Source organism: Planococcus beigongshangi (assembly GCF_016820495.1).
Taxonomy (GTDB): domain Bacteria; phylum Bacillota; class Bacilli; order Bacillales_A; family Planococcaceae; genus Planococcus; species Planococcus beigongshangi.
On the sequence record NZ_JADHDU010000001.1, the window covers coordinates 444,972 to 463,459 of the forward strand.

Sequence of the window (18,488 nt, forward strand, 5' to 3'; positions counted from 1 at the left end):
ACAGATGTAAATCCGGGAGACAATAGCATGGTTACTACTAAAAATACACATCCTAATCGAAAGAATATCATCCCGGGACTCCTGGTCAGTGCAGGTGTCATGTTTGCCGGAATTTTTGCGGCTGATTTAATCGGTGAACTGCTGGTGGAGAGCGGCATTATGCCTGAAGGAAGCGGGAGCCCCGTGTCCGGAATTTTCACCGCAATCCTGCTCGGCATCCTGATCCGCAATTTGATCGGGATGCCGGCAGTTTTTGATGCAGGCATCAATTTTGCATTGAAATACGCATTGCGAGCGGGGATCATCCTTCTGGGTTTGCGACTCAGCATCAGCGAAGCGCTGAAACTTGGCGCCTGGGGATTGCCGCTGATTGTTGCGTGCATTTCAACGGGGTTATTCATCACCCTGTATTTCACGAAGAAATTGAACCAGTCCATGCGGCTGGGTACCCTGATTGCCACAGGCACAGGCATCTGCGGAGTCACCGCCATTATGGCAACAGCGCCAGTGATCAAAGCGAAGGAAAATGAAATCTCTTACGCGGTTGCCAACATCACTATTTTTGGCCTGATCGGCATGCTGTTCTATCCGTATCTCGCTCATTTCTTTTTTGCGGACGAACCGGTAAAAGCCGGGTTGTTTCTGGGGACTGCCATACATGACACTGCACAGGTGACAGGAGCCGCACTGATCTACGCACAATTATTCGATGCCAATGAAGTCATTGATGTCGCAACGATTACAAAACTGACCCGCAATGTATTTATCATCGTGGTCATTCCGTTCGTTTCTTATCTATTTTTCCGCAGCCGGAGAGGAAATGGAGAAAGTGCAGGTGGTGAACTGCCGAAATGGTATCGATTATTCCCTTTATTCATCCTTGGCTTTTTGCTGCTGTCGGTATTGCGTTCCATCGGCGATGCAACAGCTGCATCCACGGGACAGGCTTTTGGCATACTGGCGCCAGCTAGCTGGCAGGGATTCCACAGTTTCTGGAGTTCTTTCGGTTCCACTTATATGCTTGGACTGGCCATGGCGGGTGTCGGATTGTCGACCAACCTTCGGGCTTTTAAGGGTATGGGCATCACGCCATTCTATATCGGCCTTATCGCAGCGATAGCTGTCGGTTCTGTCAGCCTCTTGCTTATTTCGGTTTTCGGCGACCTGGTGACGCTATAAATTTGATAGCCAATTTATTGACAGCAGCAACTCATCCCTCGAGTTGCTGCTGTTTTTTTCTAACCATATTCTAATAGGATTCTCAGACCTTTCACAGAGCCCGGGGATAAAGTGGAGATATACCAAATACATAACCGAAAAGGAGATGTCAGCAATGGCTATTGAAATTTTCAGCAGAAAAGAACAGAAGTATTTGATCACGCGAAAACAATACACTGAACTGGTCCGGGAACTTGCTCCTTATATGCGGAACGACAGGAATGGAGAACAGGGGCGTTATACGGTCAGCAGCCTCTATTTCGATACACCGGATAAAACGATTTACTTTGAAACGAAAAACAAGGTGAAATATCGTCAGAAATTAAGGCTGCGAGTGTACGGTGAAGTTGAATCCGGCATGAAATCCTTTTTTGAGATCAAGCAAAAACACGACAAAGTGGTGCATAAACGCCGGCTGACAATGCCGCTGGATGAAGCGAACCGCTATTTGACGGCAGGCGCAGGGGGACCGCTTTCCGGCTACCGGGTTTCGATTTGCAGGTGCTGCGTGAAATCGATTATTTCATCGGTTTCTATGATCTGCATCCGGAGATGGTCGTCAGTTACGATCGCCATGCATTGCATGGTCATAATGATGCCAGCCTGCGGATGACCTTCGATTTCAATCTGCGTTGCAGAAGAGAAGAACTGAATCTCTCCAAAGGTTCACACGGAGAATTTTTCATCGATCCGGATCTGGCTGTGCTGGAAGTCAAAGTCGATCACAGTGTGCCGCTCTGGCTGGCACGGATTTTGCAGAGGCTGGAATGTGAGCAGCGGAGTGCTTCAAAGTTCTGCGTCAGTACGGAAATGCTGGCTGAAGAACTGGTATGTGGAGATGCTGAAAAAGAAACGATCGAAATTTAAGGAGGAATAGACGATGCAATTGATCCATGATTTATTTGCAGTGGATACTGCGACCGGCGAAGCGACGATCTGGATGAGTGTGATGGGAATGGTGATTGCCCTGATTCTCAGCCTGATCATCACCCAGGTGTATCAATGGACATTCACGGGTGAAAGTTATTCACAGGATTTTGTTCATACCATTGTTATGATGAGTGTTGTCGTGTCTGTCGTGATGAACGTGGTAAGCGGCAATGCCGGAGTGGCATTCGGCCTGTTTGCCGTCTTCTCCCTGATCCGATTCCGGAGTGCCGTGACCAATGCCAAGGATATCGCCTATATATTCTTCGGCCTTTGCGTGGGAATGACAGCCGGACTGTTCCAGTTTCAGCTGGCGATTCTCCTGACTCTTTTCGCCTGTACCGTTTTTTATTTCCTGTTCAAATATAATTACGGGGAAGGGAAGGATACCCAGATTCTAAAAGTGACGGTGCCTGAAAACCTGAATCATGAAAATCTGTTCAATGATATTCTGGCTGACCGGACGGACGATTATAAATTACGCCAGGTCGAAACGACGAATCTTGGGACGATGATTCAATATACATTTGCCATCCGTTCAAAAAAAGAGACGAACGACCGTGATCTGCTCAATGAAATCCGTGAGCGCAACGCCAATTTGAAAGTGTCTATAGGTTATTTGAAAGGAAGTTAACGTTTTTGGTATGGCCTCCACGGGTATGGATATGCAGAGCGTACGAGGAGGGAATTCACATGGAAATTCAAGCAGGACGGGATTTACTGAAAGATGATTATGGGAATTATTATATCGTCTCCAATGCATCGGGCGATTCGCTGACGATCATCAATGCGGCTTTGTATTATGCGTTTAATCAGCTGATTGACGAAGAGTTTGTCAATAAAGCCCGCAAGATGTATCCGAACGAAGTGGCGTGCGGCAAGTTTTTCGCAGATCAGGTGATGCAGCATATCGAGGAGCTGGAAAAACCGGATTCCACCGGGAGCATCTTCCCGATTGAAGAAGTGAAAAAGCGGTACGATCTTCATGTTAAACCAATTTACGATGATTCATTCCATATGTAGGAAAGGGCCTTTGCGGATGCAGGGGCCTTTTCTTTTGGGGGATTGCCGGACCGTTGCGATTCTTTTAATTCGACTTGCGTAATGTTATACTTTATGAATTGAATGTAAAATGGGAGGCCCTAAAAATGTATATTGTTACGTCTACGGTTCTCGTTTCACCGGAAAAAGCGGATGAGGTAATCGATATTTACCGGAACCGATCGAAGCGTGTGGATCGGAATGAGGGGTTTCTTTCATTTAAACTGATCCAGAATGTGAAAAAGAAAAATGAGCTGACTGTCCATATGGAATGGGAGTCTAAAGATGCTTATCTGAACTGGGCAAGAAGCCAGGAATTCAAAGAGATCCATGATATGGAGAAGAATTATCCGGATCAGGAATTGGCTGGAATCATTCCGACAGTCCGCCAGTACGAGGTGGTTGCCGAATGAAACTGGAAGCGAAGCAATCAATAGCAGCTGAAACGGCAAAAAGTATATATGAAGCTTATCCGGATCTGTGGGAGCGTTTTGGCGAAAAAGGGTTCATCCACACTGAGAAGGATAATCATCATCATTTGGACCATTTGGAAACTGCATTCGCGATGGAAGACGAAGCGATTTTCCTGGATTATACAAAATGGCTGGAGTCAGTGCTGCGCAGCCGGGGAGTCGAAACGGCGCTCATTATTGATAATTTCGAACGCTTGATGGCAATTCTGCCGGGGAAAGTTGAAAAGAAAGAAGAATTGTTTATGCTTAACTGTTTGGAAAAAGCGAATCATCTTTTAAGGCAGGCTTAAGCAAGAGGAGGCTGGCATGACGATACAAGCAAAGGACCTGGCTGAGATTTTTCTGACAGGCGACGACGAAAAAGCATTGGAAATTGTTCTTGGCTATCTGGAAAACCATTCGCACGACGAGTTGTACCATGATTTGCTGACGCCAGCGATGTACCTGATAGGAGATTGGTGGCAGGAAAACCGTATTTCAGTGGCCGATGAACATCTGGCGACTGCTATTTGTGATTTTGTCGTTTCCGCAGCTGAATTGAAGCGCAAACCGAAAAATGGCATTCAGCGGAAAGCGATGGTCCTGGGTCCCGAGGGAGAGGACCATTATATCGGGTTGAAAATGGTATCTTCCTTATTTAAAGAGCACGGCTGGGAAGTCCAGTACATGGGGCCGAACCTTCCATTGGAACCGGCCATCGAATCTGCGCTCCGCTTCCGTCCGGATGTAATTGCGATGTCAGCTGCACTGGCCTATCGGCTGCCTGCATTGAAAGCTTATTCTGAAGCGTTCCGCGCCCTTGAGTTTAATCCGACGATACTAATAGGAGGCCGTGCTGTCTCAACGGCTGATATTTCAAAAATGCGCTCTGAAGGAATATTGGTAGTAAAGGATTTGCTCCAATTAAAAGAATGGCTGCAAACCGGAAAGGAGGCTGAACATGAATTCAACTGATTTATTTGCCGGCTGGCCGCTGCCGGCTTTCCAATTGACGAATGAGCTGGATATTGTGGCATCTTCAGAAGCTGCTCAAAACATGTTTGGAAAAGCCTCCTCGATCCTTGAGATTCTGGATGAGGGAAGTGCAGCGAAAGCAGAAATGTTTCTTACTGATGCCGGTTCGAATGGTCCGGTCGAACTGGATTTTAAAGGCAACGACGGTGTAACGAAGCTTTGCGACCTTTATTGGAAGACGGCTGGAGAAACGGATCTCATAGTCACTGCCGTGCCGAAAGATAAAGGGATTTCAAAAATTTCTGCCCAGCTGACGAGTCTCCGAAGCCGCCTGAGCGATACCAATTACAATCTATTGCTTGAAAAAGAGCGGACAGAACGTTTACTACAGCGCGTCAGGGAATTATCGGCCCCTACGATCGAATTGGGATACGGCCATTTGCTGATACCGTTTTTCGGGGATTTGGATTCCGGGAAAATTGAATCGATCCAGAACCATATCCTGAAGGATGTTTACGAAAAGCACGCTGAGACTGTTATTCTGGATTTGACTGCGATGGACCAGATAAGCCTTGAAGGCATGAATTATTTGGAATCACTGCTGGAAACATTCAAGATCATGGGGACTGAGAGCATCATCACTGGCGTAAAGCCGGAGCATGCAAAACAGCTTAATGGATTGAAATCGACCATCAACTTGAATTTCGAATCTTCTCTGGCAGCTGTTTTATCCGACCGCCGGCTGACTCATAAAACAAGCGATATATGATATTGTATTTAGCGGAAGCCGGGCGGGTGCGCCGGCTTTTTTTAGTTGAATTTGCTTTCTCAGGCTAATAAAGTGTCACAATAAAGGATATTCGCTACAATTGTGGTGAGAAGGAGTGAAGATAGTTATGCCAGTAAAGAAATTCAATGATATACCGCTGGCTGTGCTGGATCTGGCGCCGATCAATGAGGGCGATGGAACAGCACAGGCATTTAAGAATAGTGTCGATTTGGCCCAGCATGTCGAAAAATTAGGCTTTAACCGTTTTTGGCTTGCAGAACATCATAATATGCCGGGGATCGGCAGTTCAGCGACATCCGTCCTGATCGGCCATATTGCCGGCCATACAGAGTCGATCCGTGTCGGCTCCGGCGGTGTGATGCTGCCGAACCATGCGCCGCTCGTCATTGCGGAACAGTTCGGAACGCTTGAAACGATCTATCCGGGCCGCATCGATCTTGGACTCGGGCGTGCCCCGGGCAGTGACCAGGGTACGGCTTATGCTCTTCGCCGCACGCTCGGCACGACTGGAGATGAATTTCCACAGCTTGTTGCGGAACTCGAGAACTATTTCTCAGCGGATCCGAAAGGCCGCGTTAAAGCATACCCCGGAACCAATCTGGATATTCCGATCTGGCTGCTGGGTTCAAGTGGATTCAGTGCTCAGCTTGCTGCATTAAAAGGGCTGCCGTTTTCATTCGCGAGCCATTTTGCACCAGATTACATGATGCAGGCACTGCAATTATACCATCAGAATTTCAAGCCGTCGAAAGCGTTGGATAAGCCGTATGCCATGCTTGGTGTCAATATCATTGCAGCTGATACACAGGAACGCGCTGAATGGCTGGCCACTTCCCAGCAGCAGCAGATGTTCAGTTTGATGCGGGGTGAACCTACTACATTCCAGGCACCGATTGACGATCTGGAATCGGTATGGACGCCCCGTGAAATAGCGATTTTCCGTGAAAAGCTGAATTCGGAATCGACGATGGTCGGCACCCCGGACGTCATCCGTGAAAAATTGAATGCATTCATCAATAAGACAAGAGCTGACGAGCTGATCGTCAACTCCCAGATCTTCCATCACGAAGACCGCCTCCGTTCTTATGAAATCGTAGCGGACATGATGGAAAAATAAAGTAAAGGAAAACCCCGTTGAATCACAGCGGGGTTTCCCCATGGAAATTTTCATCATCTATGGAGAAAAGGATTAATCTAAAAGAAAGCTGCTTCTGTCAATGCAAATCTTTCGCTTTAGTTTCACTGCGTTTCATCTCAGCCGGAGCATCATCTTCTTCATTGAATGGTGCATATTCAGGGGCCCCTTCGCCAATCATATTCAACGCTGCGTTATAATCCTCATCCAATCGAAGTTCCATTTCCTTTATATCCAGAAAATTTCTTTCCATTGTTATCAGCCTCCTTCTGAATTAGTATGAAGCACCTTCGGAAGATGAATTTCCCTTCACTTACATTATACTGATTTTTCAGATTATTTAAAGTATCCACAACCAAAAACTTAGGAAACTTTATCGTATAATAGAATGAGGGAGGTGCAGCATGCAAAAAGATCGATTGCTCCAATCTACTATAGAGAATGCCATTCATCGTTTTCCGGGAAAAGCTTCAGCAATCATTGAGACGGCCCGCAGCCGGATCGATATAAATGGGCATCTGAAGATGAGGTCTGCAAGTACGATCAAATTGGCCATCTTGCTGGAAGCATATCGGCAGATAGACCGCAATGAATTGAAGTTGCATGAATCAGTAAAATTCAAACCGGAAGATTTCACAGAAGGGTCGGGCGTCTTATTCCATTTGAATTCGGTAAAGGAGATGTCGATGGAGGACTTATTGACATTGATGATCATCGTGTCCGATAATACAGCTTCCAATATGGCCATCCAGAGAGTCGGAATCGATCATATCAATGCATTGATGGATGAACTCGGATGTTCGGAGACGGTGCTGGAACGTGGATTCATGGATGTCGATGCAATCAGGCAGGGACTGGATAATTATACGTCTTCAGCGGACCTGGTGGCCATGCTGAAAGCTGTGGATTCTGGGGATCTGTTATCGGCAGACAGCCGGAAACGTGTGCTGCACGTATTGAAGCAGCAGCAATTGCTGGCCAATCTGCATGGCCGCATCGATGAAGACGATGAAGTAACGGTCGCTTCCAAATCCGGTGGTCTCCCAGGAGTGGTGAACGACGCAGGGATATTCGTGTATCGGGGCCATAAAGTCTATGCTGCCGTCCTGCTTGATGAGTCGCCGAATAACCATACCGGCCAGGAACTGATTGCTGAAATTGGCGGCTATATTTATGACTGGCTGAAAACCGAATAAAACCCGGCTGAATTTGAAATCAGCCGGGTTTTGTCTATTTTCAGTTGGCCTCTGAAGCCTCTGCATTCAGGAGCATCGTTTCGAAAAAGAAGGAAGGCGATGTTTCATTCCATTCCTGTGAAGCTGGATCTGCCGTCCGTTCGTCAATATAGCCGTAGGCAAGGGCAGTGCGTGGATCATCCGTGATCGGCAATTTGACAAGAGGGCCTTCCGGCGTCAGCCAATTCAATTGCTGGTAACGATGATCGAGGGCAAATTCGATCCATTGATCTTCTGTTGCTTCATCAGCAAAGAACGGTTCGTCTGCGATCATCATCCAGGTGTGGACATAATGCTTCGGCGGGAGCCAGAAACTTTTCTCCATCGCGCCTTCTTCGATTTCGAATTCCGGATTTTCTGTCCGCAGTTCATATGCCTCGCCGTTGTTTTCCTGCGGAATGATGCGGGATACATATAAATTGCCGTGCAGGAAATGCTTAGCCCCAGCCGTAACGGTGCCAAAAGGGTTGCTGGTCGGGTCTGCTCCAAAGACATCATCAGCCTCTGCCAGGACTGGACGTGGATTCCACGATTTAACTTCCGGGTCTCCAAGGCCTGGATGGATCAAGGTGACGGCAACCGGCATCCAGCCATCATTATGCATTTCATCGAAAATGATGACGGCGCCGTTTTCCAGTTCACGCTTGGTCATCGTATAGGAGCCCATGTCGAGCCCAAGGAAAGTCAAGTTGTGAACAAGGGTCTTATCCGTAGCTTCTTCTGTTATTTCAGGTTCACCGAGTGTGATGAATGTCGGTTTTTTGATAGCCAATTCAACGCCGTCTTCATCATAAATCGTTTCTTCGTTCGTCAAGAACATGACAGCTGTAAATACAATCATGGCCATGAAAAATAACACCAGCAGGAGAATCATTAATTTTCTGAACAAAATTTCCACCTCAAATTTCTTCGTGACGCATTGCCATAAGTATAACATGGCATCTTCAGCTATGCGGACGGCAGTTTTGAGCAATAGATGAACATTCAAGACGCGGACTTTCAATGGGAAATAAAAAAGCCAGTGGAAAAGGGGATCCACTGGTTATATAAGTTGAGCTAAAGAAATAATAGAAATATCTTATAGCACTTTCTCCAAAAAGCCACGCGCACGCTCTGTTTTCGGATTGGCGAAAAAGGAGGCCGGCGGACCTTCTTCGACGAGGCTTCCGTGGTCGAGAAAGATCACACGGTCGGCGACTTCCCGCGCAAAGCCCATTTCATGTGTAACAACAACCATCGTCATGCCCGATTTTGCGAGATCTTTCATAACATCGAGCACTTCCTTAACCATCTCCGGATCGAGCGCGGAGGTCGGTTCATCGAACAGCAGCAATGCCGGTTCCATGGCAAGTGCCCGGGCAATTGCTACACGCTGTTTCTGGCCGCCTGATAAACTGGCGGGATAAGCGGCTGCTTTATCGGATAAGCCGACACGCTTCAGCAATTCTATCGCTTTTTGATTGGCTTCCGGCCGCTTCAATCCTTTTGCTTTAACCGGTGCATACGTCAGGTTTTCAAGCACGGTCAAATGCGGGAACAGATGGAAATGCTGGAAGACCATGCCGATCTGCTGCCGGCTTTTATTGATGTTGGCGCCTTTGGCAGTCAGGTCGACATCATTGATCAGGATTGTTCCGGATGTCGGGGTCTCGAGTAAATTCATGCACCGGAGGAACGTCGATTTGCCGGACCCCGATGGACCGATGATCGATACGACCTCGCCTTGCTGAATCGTGGCTGAAATGTCATTCAGCACCAAATTTTCACCGAATTTCTTATAGAGTTTTTGTACTTTAATCACTTAACTTCAGCCTCCGTTCCAACATTCTTCCGATGACAGTAAGCACCATCACCATGCACCAGTACAGGAATCCGACAAACAGCAGCGGTTCGAAATTGCGGAACAGGTCGGAGCCGACGACTTGTGCGCGGCGCATCAGATCAAGATAGCCGATCGTCGAGACGATGGCCGACTCTTTTGTAAGGGTGATGAATTCGTTCATCAAAGCCGGCAGGATGTTCTTCAGCGCCTGCGGTAAAATAATGTCTTTCATCATGTCGCCATATGAAATGCCAAGCGCCTGAGCCGCTTCCAGCTGGCCTTTATCCACAGCCTGTATGCCCGCTCGGATGATTTCAGAAATATAAGCGGATGAATTCAGCCCGAATGCGAGTACGGCGGACATAAAGGGGTTGATATCATAGCCTGTCAGCTGAGGAACGGAATAGTAGATGATCATCAGCTGAAGGATCAGCGGCGTGCCGCGGAACACCGACGTATAGCCTTCCGCGAACCAGCGAAGGGATTTGATGGAGCCGATCTTGAACAAGGCGAGTACAGTTCCGAGTATGGAACCGAGTATGATGGCGACGAAGACGAATTGAAGCGTAGTCCAAATCCCTTTCAGCATGAACGGGATATAAGGGACGATTTGTGCAAAATCGAGATTCATGGGAAACAGCTCTTTTCCGGTTAAAGATTTTGATAAAGGAAGAATCCAAGGATAGGGATCCTCAGATTCGGTTTGATTTTATTTTTCTTCGCTCAGCCATTTGTCCTGAAGCTCTTTCAAGAATCCGGTATCCTCCGCTTCTGCCAGCACTTCATTGACGTCATCCACCAAGTCGCTGCCTTTAGGGAATGCGACAGCCATACCCGGCGAACTTGTTGTCGGGTCATCAAATGCATCGAGATCCTGCTGTGCCAGATAGCCGAGTGCCACTTCCTTATCCATATAAGCGACTTCGATGCGGCCGGAAAGGATTTCCTGGATCAATGCTCCTGAGTCATCCAATGCTTTCAGTTCAAAATCGAGGCCTTCTTCTTCAAGGATTTTCTTCGCGCCTTCTTCCTGGATCGTGCCGAGCTGAACGCCGACTTTCTGTCCTTCAAGATCTTCAAGGCTTGTTACATCAGAACCTTTCGGTGTAACGAACATTTCTCCGGAATGATTGTATTCAGTAGAGAAATCAACATTCTTTTTGCGTGAATCGGTAGCCGACATTCCAGCAAGGACCATATCTACCCGGTCGTTTTGAAGCGCACCAATCAATCCGTCAAACTTCATATCCTTGATCTCCAGTTCATATCCCAGTTCATCCGCTATGTAATTGGCGAGATCGATATCGAAACCGACGATTTCACCTTGTGGATTGCGTGATTCAAATGGAGCGAATTCTGCAGATGTCCCCATTTCAAGTACTTTCTTTTCCGCTTCGCCGGCTGCAGTATCATCCCCGCATGCCCCTAACACCAAAGCACTGGACACCAATAAACCAAAAATCACCGAGTTCTTTTTCATTTGTTTTCGCCCCTTATCAGTATTTTTATTCGTTATACTGTATAATAAGTCATAAAATATGCATTGTAAAGGGTAATTATGCTTTTAAATGAATAATTATGTATTTTGATTATTCTGCATTTAACGCAATTTTATTGTATGATTAACTAGAGGTGGGGATATGGCTTTGAAGAAATTACTGTTGACAGGATTTGAACCGTTTCTGGATTTCTCGGTGAACCCGACGATGAGGGTGGTTGAAGATCTGGATGGTACCATTATCGGTAATTATGAGGTGATTGGCGGAATACTGCCTGTCGATTTCTCTATTGCCGGCAGAATGCTGGTGGAGATGATTGAAGAAATAAAACCGGATGCCGTCGTATCGCTTGGATTGGCTGCAGGCCGTTTCAAGATGACGCCGGAACGCATCGCCATCAATTTTAAATATGGGCCAGTGGATAATATAGGCAACAAGCCGGTGGATGAACCGATTCAAAAGGAAGGGGAAGCGGCATATCTGTCGACGCTCCCGATCCGGAAGATGGTCACTCGACTGAAAGAAGAAGGATTGCCTGCCGATATTTCCAATACTGCCGGTGCATATTTATGCAACAATATTATGTATGAGGCATTGCATCATGGAATTATTCATAAGAAGGAGGTTCCATCCGGGTTTATTCATATGCCCGCTTCACATGAGCTGGCCATTGAACATGGCAATGTGCCAAGCTGGCCGCACCGGGATTTGGCGAAGGGTGTACGAATTTGTCTGGAAGTATTGGCTGCTGAGGAAATGGAAGCCACGGACAGTGAGGCGACGGGACTGTCCACTGAAAGTTGAATTCAAAAAGGTGGGGATAGGATGAGGAAAGTGAAAATACACTCATTCATATTGGCGGCGCTGCTTTTCAGTTCCATCGCTATGGCTATGTATGCTTACCAAAATTTTAGTATTGATGAAGTGGGCTACGGAACCGTATTTGCAATTTTATGCCTGTTCTTCGTCGGCTTGGTTATTTTTGGTGTCATGAAGAACCGGGAAACAGCCAAAGAGGATAGTTAAGGAATGAAAAAGCAGATGAACGTCAGGGGTTAGACCTGACTGTCATCTGCTTTTATTTTATAGGATTTCCCAGGAACGCTGTTCAGCAACTGAACGGAGACGGGGTTCTGGTTGAACGGCGACCGGATTGCCGACCAGTTCGAGCACAGGCAGGTCGGAAAAGCTGTCGCCATAGGCAAAGCTGTTCGGCCAGTCGATTTCCTGTCCATCCAGAGCTTCCCGGATTTTCTCGGTCTTCAGGGAGCCCTGTATATGTGTGACAGGTGTCCGGTGATCGAGGATGCCGTCTTTGTAATGGATTTCCGTGCCGATGATTTTCTCGATCGGCAGCTTTTGTGTGACTGCCCGGAGCAACGGCAGGAAAGCGCCTGACACCAGCATGACATATACATTGTCGGCGACATGCTGGCGCAGGCGTTCCACCACGCGGCTATTCATGTCGTCATGCATCTTGTCAGCTATTTCGCTGAAATAGTGTTCCAGTTCCGTCTGGCTGAATGTTTCAAGTGCCATCAGGTAAGCCTGGACAGAACGTGCACGCATTTTTGCTTCCGGATAAATCTTGAATTTATGGCCAAGATAAGGAGGCATGATGGCACGATAAAAACGGCGATAGCGCAAACTGTGTTCCGGATGATTTTTTAAATGGGTCATCATCAATTGAAAAGTTTCTTTCGAGTACAGGGTTCCGTCAAAATCGAATATTGCTACACGCACAGTCATCACTCCGGTTTCATGGAATATCTTTTCTTTATCATAACGGAAATCAGAGGCGCCTTCCAGTTCCCAGAAAATGTTTATGGAATTTCCCGGGCAGGGTATAGGAGAAGAAATCGGATTAACTTGACTGGAGGGATGAACATGCAAAAGCAGCGAATAACAGTTGGCTACGTCGAGCTGACGATCGAGGAGTCGGAACAGCTTTTTGATAAAGTACAAAAAGATAAGGGAATTGAAGGTTATGCGGAACTTCAGGGGCTGATGGACGATTTTGATTCACGTGTCATCGAGCCCGTGATGGAACCGCTGAAAGATGTGATCGGCGATGAGGCGCCAGCTGAAGAAAGTGGCAAAGGCACCCGCTACATTGAAGTCTTCAACAAACTGGAAGAGGATTCGCGTTACCGCATCAAATCTTCCAAACAGGAATAGTATCTTTGACAGCCAGGCAGATGATGCCTGGTTTTTAAATGTGATCTTCGTGTTGAATTACCAATTATTTGGATATACTATCCGGATTGGCCCAAATACTATCCGGATATGAAAAATACTGTCCGGGTTAGCCGAAATACTGTCCGGATATCAAAAATACTATCCGGAACCAAATTCTCCCATAAAAAAAGACGGACCGCACCCAGCGGACCGCCTCCTCAAAAAGCTCTATTCCTCACCATGTCCCATGCAGCGCTCGCATTCGTAGACGATCGATTCCCGCTGTTCCTGGATCTCAGCTCCACATTCGCGGCATTCTTTCTTATGGCGTATCCCGTAAGTTGTCTGCATGTTTTTCATCATGATCTCCTCCAATAAATTAGTTTAGTTTGTCATACCCAGGCAGTGTCAGAAACTCAGCAAAATCATTTTCCAATGTCAGCTTTGCAAACAATTCCCTGGCAGCGGCATAATTACCCGAAACATAAACTTCTTCACCGACCAGATTTTTGATCTTATCGGTTTCTTCATCAAGAAATTCATGGAATAAACTTACATTGATCATACGGCCATCTTCAAGGATTCCCTTTGGATGGCGGATCCATTGCCAGACCTGGGAGCGGGAAATTTCAGCAGTCGCAGCGTCTTCCATCAGATTGTTGATGGGAGCGGCGCCATTGCCGGACAGCCAGGACGCGATATATTGGATGCCGACCGAGATATTGGAGCGTAAGCCTTCTTCGGTAATCGTACCGTGTGGAACTTCAACAAGTTCGTCAGCGGTGACGTTCACATCTTCACGCTGTCTGTCAATCTGGTTCGGCGTCGGCATATGTTCATCGAATTGCTCCATCGCAACACCGACCATTCCTGGATGGGCGACCCAAGTGCCATCGTGGCCGTCCGTCACTTCGCGGCGTTTGTCTTCAGCCACTTTTGCGAAAGCCGCACGATTGGCTCTGTCGTCACCTTTAACGGGAATCTGGGCAGCCATGCCGCCCATCGCCGGTGCGCCTCTGCGGTGGCAGGTTTTGATGCAGAGCAATGTATACGCTCTCATAAATGGCACCGTCATCGTCACCTGGGAGCGGTCCGGGAAGATGTAATCGGGATTGCCGCGCATCCGTTTGATGACGGAAAAGATATAATCCCAGCGGCCGCAGTTGAGGCCGGCGGAATGGTCACGAAGTTCATACAGGATCTCATCCATTTCAAACGCTGCAAGAATCGTTTCGATCAGCACCGTTGCGCGGATAGAACCGTAGGGAATGCCCAGCTCTTGCTGCGCGAAGACGAAAACATCATTCCATAGACGCGCTTCGAGATGGCTTTCAAGTTTCGGCAAATAGAAGTAAGGGCCGGAACCGCGGCTGATCAATTCTTTCGCGTTATGGAAGAAATACAATCCGAAATCGACGAGGCTGCCGGAAGCGGCGCGACCGCCGATTTCAATATTCTTCTCCGGCAAATGCCAGCCGCGGGGGCGTACCATCAATACGGCTGTTTCTTCATTCAAGGCATATTTTTTGCCTGTTTCAGGAATCTCGAAATCGATTTGACGGCGAACCGCATCGTATAGATTCACCTGGCCGTCGATCACATTGAACCAATTCGGCGCAGTGGCATCTTCCAGATCCGCCATGAACATCTTCGCTCCGGAATTCAAGGCATTGATGAGCATCTTGCGGTTCGTCGGGCCTGTTATTTCAACTCGCCGGTCTTTCATATCATCCGGCAGGGGAGCGACGGTCCAGTCATCTTCCCGGATGTGCTGCGTTTCCGGCAGGAAATCGAGCTTCTTGCCGGCGTTCAATTCTTTCTGGCGAACTTGTTGCCGGTCCAGCAAATCGCGGCGGCGCTGGTCGAAATTCACGTGGAGCTTCTCGACGAATTGGAGCGCTTCCGGCGTCAGGATCTTTTCCATGTCCGGTGTAATATGTGCAGTGATTTTAATAGCCGATTTGGTAATCAAACTGCATCACCCTTTCACCGTCTGGAATTGAGCTGTTTCAGTAGACCCTTTCATTGCGGTAGTCGAGCTTGTGCCGCCGGAAATGATCTGTGATACTTCGTCGAAATAGCCTGTGCCGACTTCGCGCTGGTGGCGTGTCGCCGTATAGCCTTTTTCTTCGCTGGCGAATTCAGCCTGCTGCAGTTTCGAGTAGGCGGCCATGCCGTGGTCTTTATAATCATGGGCAAGTTCAAACATGCTGTGGTTGAGTGCATGGAAGCCTGCCAGCGTAACGAACTGGAATTTATACCCCATCTTGCCGAGTTCGACCTGGTATTTCGCGATGGTCTCTTCATCTAGTTTCGCTTTCCAGTTGAATGAAGGAGAACAATTATACGCCAGCAACTTACCGGGATATTCAGCATGGATGGCATCCGCGAAAACTTGAGCTTCCTCGAGATTCGGATGCGACGTTTCACACCATACCAGATCTGCATACGGCGCATAAGCGAGTCCGCGGGCAATGGCCTGGTCGATGCCGGGGTTCGTACGGTAGAAGCCTTCCGGTGTGCGTTCGCCCGTGATGAAACGGTGGTCGGCAGGATCGATGTCGCTTGTGATCAAGTCTGCCGCATCCGCATCTGTTCTTGCGATCAGCAAAGTCGGAACACCCATCACGTCTGCCGCAAGCCGGGCAGATATTAAATTTCGCACGGCATTTTGTGTCGGCTGCAGCACTTTGCCGCCGAGATGGCCGCATTTTTTCTCTGAAGCAAGTTGATCTTCGAAGTGGACGCCGGCTGCACCCGCTTCGATCATCGCTTTCATCAATTCGAAAACATTCAGCGGGCCGCCGAATCCAGCTTCCGCATCTGCGACGATCGGTGCGAACCAGTCGATGCCTTCCGTGCCTTCGACATTGTCGATCTGGTCGGCGCGCTGCAATGCCTGGTTGATTTTCTTGACGACATTCGGCACGGAATCGACCGGATATAAACTCTGGTCCGGGTACATCTGTCCCGATGAGTTGGCATCGGCTGCCACTTGCCAGCCGCTCAGGTAAATCGCCTGCAGGCCTGCTTTGACCTGCTGTACTGCCTGGTTGCCAGTCAACGCTCCAAGTGCATTGACAAAATCCGTTTCGTGGATGGAACGGAAAAGACGTTCGGCACCGCGTTTTGCGAGGGTATATTCGATTTGGACGGAGCCACGAAGTTTCACTACATCTTCTGCCAAATAAGGGCGGGTAATGCCGTTCCATCTGCTGTCCTGTTCCCAGCTTCTTTTCAATTCTTCAATTTGCTGCTGCTTGCTGACCATCAAACCATTCCCTTCGAATAAAAAATTTTTTATCACTGTATTAATACAGTTTGTTTTGTTGTATATTAATATATAACAGAAAATTCCCTCCGTCATGAAAATCGGATGAACGGTTTTACTGGGGGATAAAAGAGGATATATCGCGACAAACACATTTGGAAGGGGAATCGGGTATGGAAACAGCTTTCATTGAACAAATGGGTTTCATCATGGGGGATTGGATTCCAAAAGACGCATCAATAGCGGTCGCAGTCGGCGGCCGCTACGTGTATTTCAAAGCGGGCGCACATGATCTGCAGATTCTAAAGGGTGAGAAGGTTCAGGAAGGAAGCATCGCTGAACTCGCATATAAGGAAGGGGAACGGGTAGAAAAGCTGGTGGAAGAATCCGTATTGGGTTCCGCTTATTATGGCATCGGATACCCTGTTGATATTAAGGGGCAGTCTGCTGTCATCGTCGTCATTCTTCCGCAGGACTTCCTTATCCGCAGCAAACAGCCCTTGCGCTTCCTGACGGGAAAACTGGAGGATAACTGGCGGCCGGTGAAGATCGACCAAGTTTCGCATATTGAAAGCAGCCAAAAAAAGACCTGGTTCTATGCTGATGAGGAAACCTATTGCGCCATCCATACATTGAAGAATTTAAGATATCAATTGCCGGATTATTTTCTGCCGGTGCACCGATCTTATATTGTGAATATCAATTATATAGAAGAAATCGCACGCGACGTTTCTTCAAATTATGTGCTGACCATGAAAGACGGCTCACTGCTGCCGGTCAGCCAGAACTATGCCGCCTCCATCAGGGAGCGATTAGGGTTCTGACACTCCATTGGCCTGATTAATTTCCTGCAGGCAGGGTAAAGTCCTGTAAAAAGCTTTGGAGTGATCGACTGATGGAAAAGATGAAATTCATAAAATTTGAAGATGATGGCATGATTCCGAACAATGAATCGTTAGCGGTGGCAATTTATCCGGGAGCATTCAAAGACAATCCGGAAACAATCGAAGAGACGTTCAATAAGAATGGCTGGACGAACAGCTGGACAAACGGAGTATTCGATTACCACCATTACCACAGCAATACCCATGAAGTACTGGGTGTTCGTTCAGGATCGGCCTTACTGTTGCTTGGCGGGGAAGAGGGACAGGAAGTGGAAGTGCACACAGGCGACGTAGCGGTTCTGCCGGCAGGCACCGGTCACAAAAAAATTTCTGCCAGCGCTGACTTTCAAATAGTCGGCGCATATCCGGGAGGGGTCAGCCCGAATAAGAAGGTCGGGGATATCGGTGAACGCCCATATGTGCTGGAAGATATCCAGAATGCACCATTGCCGAAAACAGACCCGGTTTACGGCAATGAAGGGCCGTTATTAAAAGAATGGACATAAAAAAATATGGATGATTTGATTTTGACAGAAAAATATCCCCTGGCCACAATAATTGTGGGCAGGGGATATTTCTTTAGTTTAGGACTGTCGGGATGGAGTGTTTTCGTGTCCAGACTCCAGCGACCCAGCTCCTCGGGTCTTAAGCCGGCCCAGCTATGCAGCAAAGAACGCTGCTCCGCTATTCCGTCTTATGCCTTTCGGAGCGAAACGGGTGCCGTCGCTTTTCTGGTGTCCAGACTCCGGCGACCCCGCTCTTCGGGTCATAAGCCAATCCAGCTGCCGTGGCCAAGGCCACTCTGCTGTTCCGTCTTATGCCTTTCGGAGCTAAACGGGTGCCGTCGCTTTTCTGGTGTCCAGACTCCGGCGACCCAGCCCTTCGGGTCATAAGCCAATCCAGCTACCGTGGCCAAGGCCACTCTGCTGTTCCGTCTTATGCCTTGCAGAGCTAAACGGGTGCCGTCGCTTTTCTGGCGTCCAGACTCCGGCGACCCAGCTCTTCGGGTCATAAGCCAATCCAGCTGCCGTGGCCAAGGCCACTCTGCTGTTCCGTCTTAT

The 18,488-nt window shown here is 48.1% G+C and carries 25 protein-coding genes; 16 read left to right on the forward strand and 9 right to left on the reverse strand.

The features are described from left to right. Positions 1 to 27: 27 nt before the first annotated feature. The 10 genes from IQ294_RS02025 (at position 28) to IQ294_RS02065 (ending at position 6,520) form a co-directional block, all read left to right on the forward strand. Entirely contained in the window at positions 28 to 1,179 is a 1,152-nt protein-coding gene (locus tag IQ294_RS02025; protein WP_203332344.1) for a YeiH family protein, read from the forward strand. 154 nt (positions 1,180 to 1,333) lie between these two features. Beyond that, positions 1,334 to 1,831 carry a polyphosphate polymerase domain-containing protein gene (locus tag IQ294_RS02030; RefSeq protein WP_255536167.1) on the forward strand — a complete coding sequence of 166 codons (498 nt, stop codon included), beginning with the start codon at positions 1,334 to 1,336 and terminating at the stop codon, positions 1,829 to 1,831. Beyond that, positions 1,771 to 2,085, forward strand: coding sequence for a VTC domain-containing protein (locus IQ294_RS16405; protein ID WP_255536168.1), 315 nt, complete (start codon positions 1,771 to 1,773; stop codon positions 2,083 to 2,085). The genes IQ294_RS02030 and IQ294_RS16405 overlap by 61 nt, the downstream gene beginning before the upstream one ends. A gap of 13 nt (positions 2,086 to 2,098) precedes the next feature. Next, positions 2,099 to 2,779, forward strand: coding sequence for a DUF4956 domain-containing protein (locus tag IQ294_RS02035; protein WP_203332345.1), 681 nt, complete (start codon positions 2,099 to 2,101; stop codon positions 2,777 to 2,779). A 59-nt stretch (positions 2,780 to 2,838) separates the two neighbouring features. Then, complete coding sequence (locus tag IQ294_RS02040) at positions 2,839 to 3,168, forward strand: hypothetical protein (protein WP_203332346.1); 330 nt, start codon at positions 2,839 to 2,841, stop codon at positions 3,166 to 3,168. A 125-nt stretch (positions 3,169 to 3,293) separates the two neighbouring features. Then, on the forward strand, positions 3,294 to 3,599 hold the full coding sequence (locus tag IQ294_RS02045; RefSeq protein WP_203332347.1) for an antibiotic biosynthesis monooxygenase family protein: 306 nt from the start codon (positions 3,294 to 3,296) through the stop codon (positions 3,597 to 3,599). Further along, a complete protein-coding gene (locus tag IQ294_RS02050; RefSeq protein ID WP_203332348.1) occupies positions 3,596 to 3,949 on the forward strand; it encodes a hypothetical protein in 354 nt (117 codons plus the stop codon). The genes IQ294_RS02045 and IQ294_RS02050 overlap by 4 nt, the downstream gene beginning before the upstream one ends. A gap of 16 nt (positions 3,950 to 3,965) precedes the next feature. Then, positions 3,966 to 4,613: a cobalamin B12-binding domain-containing protein gene (locus IQ294_RS02055; protein ID WP_203332349.1), complete on the forward strand. Its 648-nt coding sequence runs from the start codon at positions 3,966 to 3,968 to the stop codon at positions 4,611 to 4,613. Further along, positions 4,600 to 5,382, forward strand: a complete 783-nt coding sequence (locus tag IQ294_RS02060; RefSeq protein WP_203332350.1) for an STAS domain-containing protein — start codon at positions 4,600 to 4,602, stop codon at positions 5,380 to 5,382. Before IQ294_RS02055 ends, IQ294_RS02060 begins: the two co-directional genes overlap by 14 nt. 127 nt (positions 5,383 to 5,509) lie before the next feature. Next, entirely contained in the window at positions 5,510 to 6,520 is a 1,011-nt protein-coding gene (locus IQ294_RS02065) for an LLM class flavin-dependent oxidoreductase (RefSeq protein ID WP_203332351.1), read from the forward strand. Between the two features lie 97 nt (positions 6,521 to 6,617). Here the strand turns inward: IQ294_RS02065 and IQ294_RS02070 are convergent, their stop codons facing one another. After that, positions 6,618 to 6,791, reverse strand: coding sequence for a hypothetical protein (locus IQ294_RS02070; RefSeq protein WP_203332352.1), 174 nt, complete (start codon positions 6,789 to 6,791; stop codon positions 6,618 to 6,620). Positions 6,792 to 6,942: 151 nt separating this feature from the next. Between IQ294_RS02070 and IQ294_RS02075 the strand changes: the two genes are divergently transcribed. Then, on the forward strand, positions 6,943 to 7,734 hold the full coding sequence (locus IQ294_RS02075; RefSeq protein ID WP_203332353.1) for a serine hydrolase: 792 nt from the start codon (positions 6,943 to 6,945) through the stop codon (positions 7,732 to 7,734). A gap of 40 nt (positions 7,735 to 7,774) precedes the next feature. On the opposite strand, the gene IQ294_RS02080 is transcribed toward IQ294_RS02075, so the two are convergent. From IQ294_RS02080 to IQ294_RS02095, 4 genes are all read right to left on the reverse strand, one after another. After that, entirely contained in the window at positions 7,775 to 8,662 is an 888-nt protein-coding gene (locus IQ294_RS02080) for a hypothetical protein (RefSeq protein WP_203332354.1), read from the reverse strand. A 189-nt stretch (positions 8,663 to 8,851) separates the two neighbouring features. Further along, on the reverse strand, positions 8,852 to 9,574 hold the full coding sequence (locus IQ294_RS02085; protein ID WP_203332355.1) for an ATP-binding cassette domain-containing protein: 723 nt from the start codon (positions 9,572 to 9,574) through the stop codon (positions 8,852 to 8,854). After that, positions 9,567 to 10,226, reverse strand: coding sequence for an amino acid ABC transporter permease (locus IQ294_RS02090; RefSeq protein WP_203332356.1), 660 nt, complete (start codon positions 10,224 to 10,226; stop codon positions 9,567 to 9,569). The genes IQ294_RS02085 and IQ294_RS02090 overlap by 8 nt, the downstream gene beginning before the upstream one ends. A 78-nt stretch (positions 10,227 to 10,304) precedes the next feature. Further along, complete coding sequence (locus IQ294_RS02095; protein ID WP_203332357.1) at positions 10,305 to 11,075, reverse strand: ABC transporter substrate-binding protein; 771 nt, start codon at positions 11,073 to 11,075, stop codon at positions 10,305 to 10,307. 166 nt (positions 11,076 to 11,241) lie between these two features. Here IQ294_RS02095 and IQ294_RS02100 point away from each other — a divergent pair, with 166 nt between their 5' ends. Further along, positions 11,242 to 11,898: a pyroglutamyl-peptidase I gene (locus IQ294_RS02100; protein WP_203332734.1), complete on the forward strand. Its 657-nt coding sequence runs from the start codon at positions 11,242 to 11,244 to the stop codon at positions 11,896 to 11,898. A gap of 21 nt (positions 11,899 to 11,919) precedes the next feature. Continuing rightward, positions 11,920 to 12,120 carry a hypothetical protein gene (locus tag IQ294_RS02105; RefSeq protein ID WP_203332358.1) on the forward strand — a complete coding sequence of 67 codons (201 nt, stop codon included), beginning with the start codon at positions 11,920 to 11,922 and terminating at the stop codon, positions 12,118 to 12,120. 57 nt (positions 12,121 to 12,177) lie between these two features. On the opposite strand, the gene IQ294_RS02110 is transcribed toward IQ294_RS02105, so the two are convergent. Beyond that, positions 12,178 to 12,843 carry an HAD family hydrolase gene (locus IQ294_RS02110; protein ID WP_238942589.1) on the reverse strand — a complete coding sequence of 222 codons (666 nt, stop codon included), beginning with the start codon at positions 12,841 to 12,843 and terminating at the stop codon, positions 12,178 to 12,180. 138 nt (positions 12,844 to 12,981) lie between these two features. On the opposite strand from IQ294_RS02110, the gene IQ294_RS02115 reads away from it, so the two are divergent. After that, positions 12,982 to 13,272 carry a hypothetical protein gene (locus IQ294_RS02115; protein WP_203332360.1) on the forward strand — a complete coding sequence of 97 codons (291 nt, stop codon included), beginning with the start codon at positions 12,982 to 12,984 and terminating at the stop codon, positions 13,270 to 13,272. Positions 13,273 to 13,500: 228 nt separating this feature from the next. On the opposite strand, the gene yhfH is transcribed toward IQ294_RS02115, so the two are convergent. The 3 genes from yhfH to aceA are packed head-to-tail and all read right to left on the reverse strand — an operon-like array spanning position 13,501 to position 16,543. Next, the gene (yhfH, locus tag IQ294_RS02120) at positions 13,501 to 13,632 is read right to left on the reverse strand and encodes a protein YhfH (protein ID WP_203332361.1); all 132 of its coding nucleotides are present in this window, start codon (positions 13,630 to 13,632) and stop codon (positions 13,501 to 13,503) included. A gap of 19 nt (positions 13,633 to 13,651) precedes the next feature. Then, entirely contained in the window at positions 13,652 to 15,244 is a 1,593-nt protein-coding gene (gene aceB / locus IQ294_RS02125; protein ID WP_203332362.1) for a malate synthase A, read from the reverse strand. Between the two features lie 6 nt (positions 15,245 to 15,250). Next, positions 15,251 to 16,543 carry an isocitrate lyase gene (gene aceA, locus IQ294_RS02130; RefSeq protein WP_203332363.1) on the reverse strand — a complete coding sequence of 431 codons (1,293 nt, stop codon included), beginning with the start codon at positions 16,541 to 16,543 and terminating at the stop codon, positions 15,251 to 15,253. 173 nt (positions 16,544 to 16,716) lie between these two features. On the opposite strand from aceA, the gene IQ294_RS02135 reads away from it, so the two are divergent. Continuing rightward, positions 16,717 to 17,367, forward strand: a complete 651-nt coding sequence (locus IQ294_RS02135; RefSeq protein WP_203332364.1) for a LytTR family DNA-binding domain-containing protein — start codon at positions 16,717 to 16,719, stop codon at positions 17,365 to 17,367. Positions 17,368 to 17,438: 71 nt separating this feature from the next. Continuing rightward, a complete protein-coding gene (locus IQ294_RS02140; RefSeq protein ID WP_203332365.1) occupies positions 17,439 to 17,933 on the forward strand; it encodes a cupin domain-containing protein in 495 nt (164 codons plus the stop codon). Positions 17,934 to 18,488: the final 555 nt, after the last annotated feature.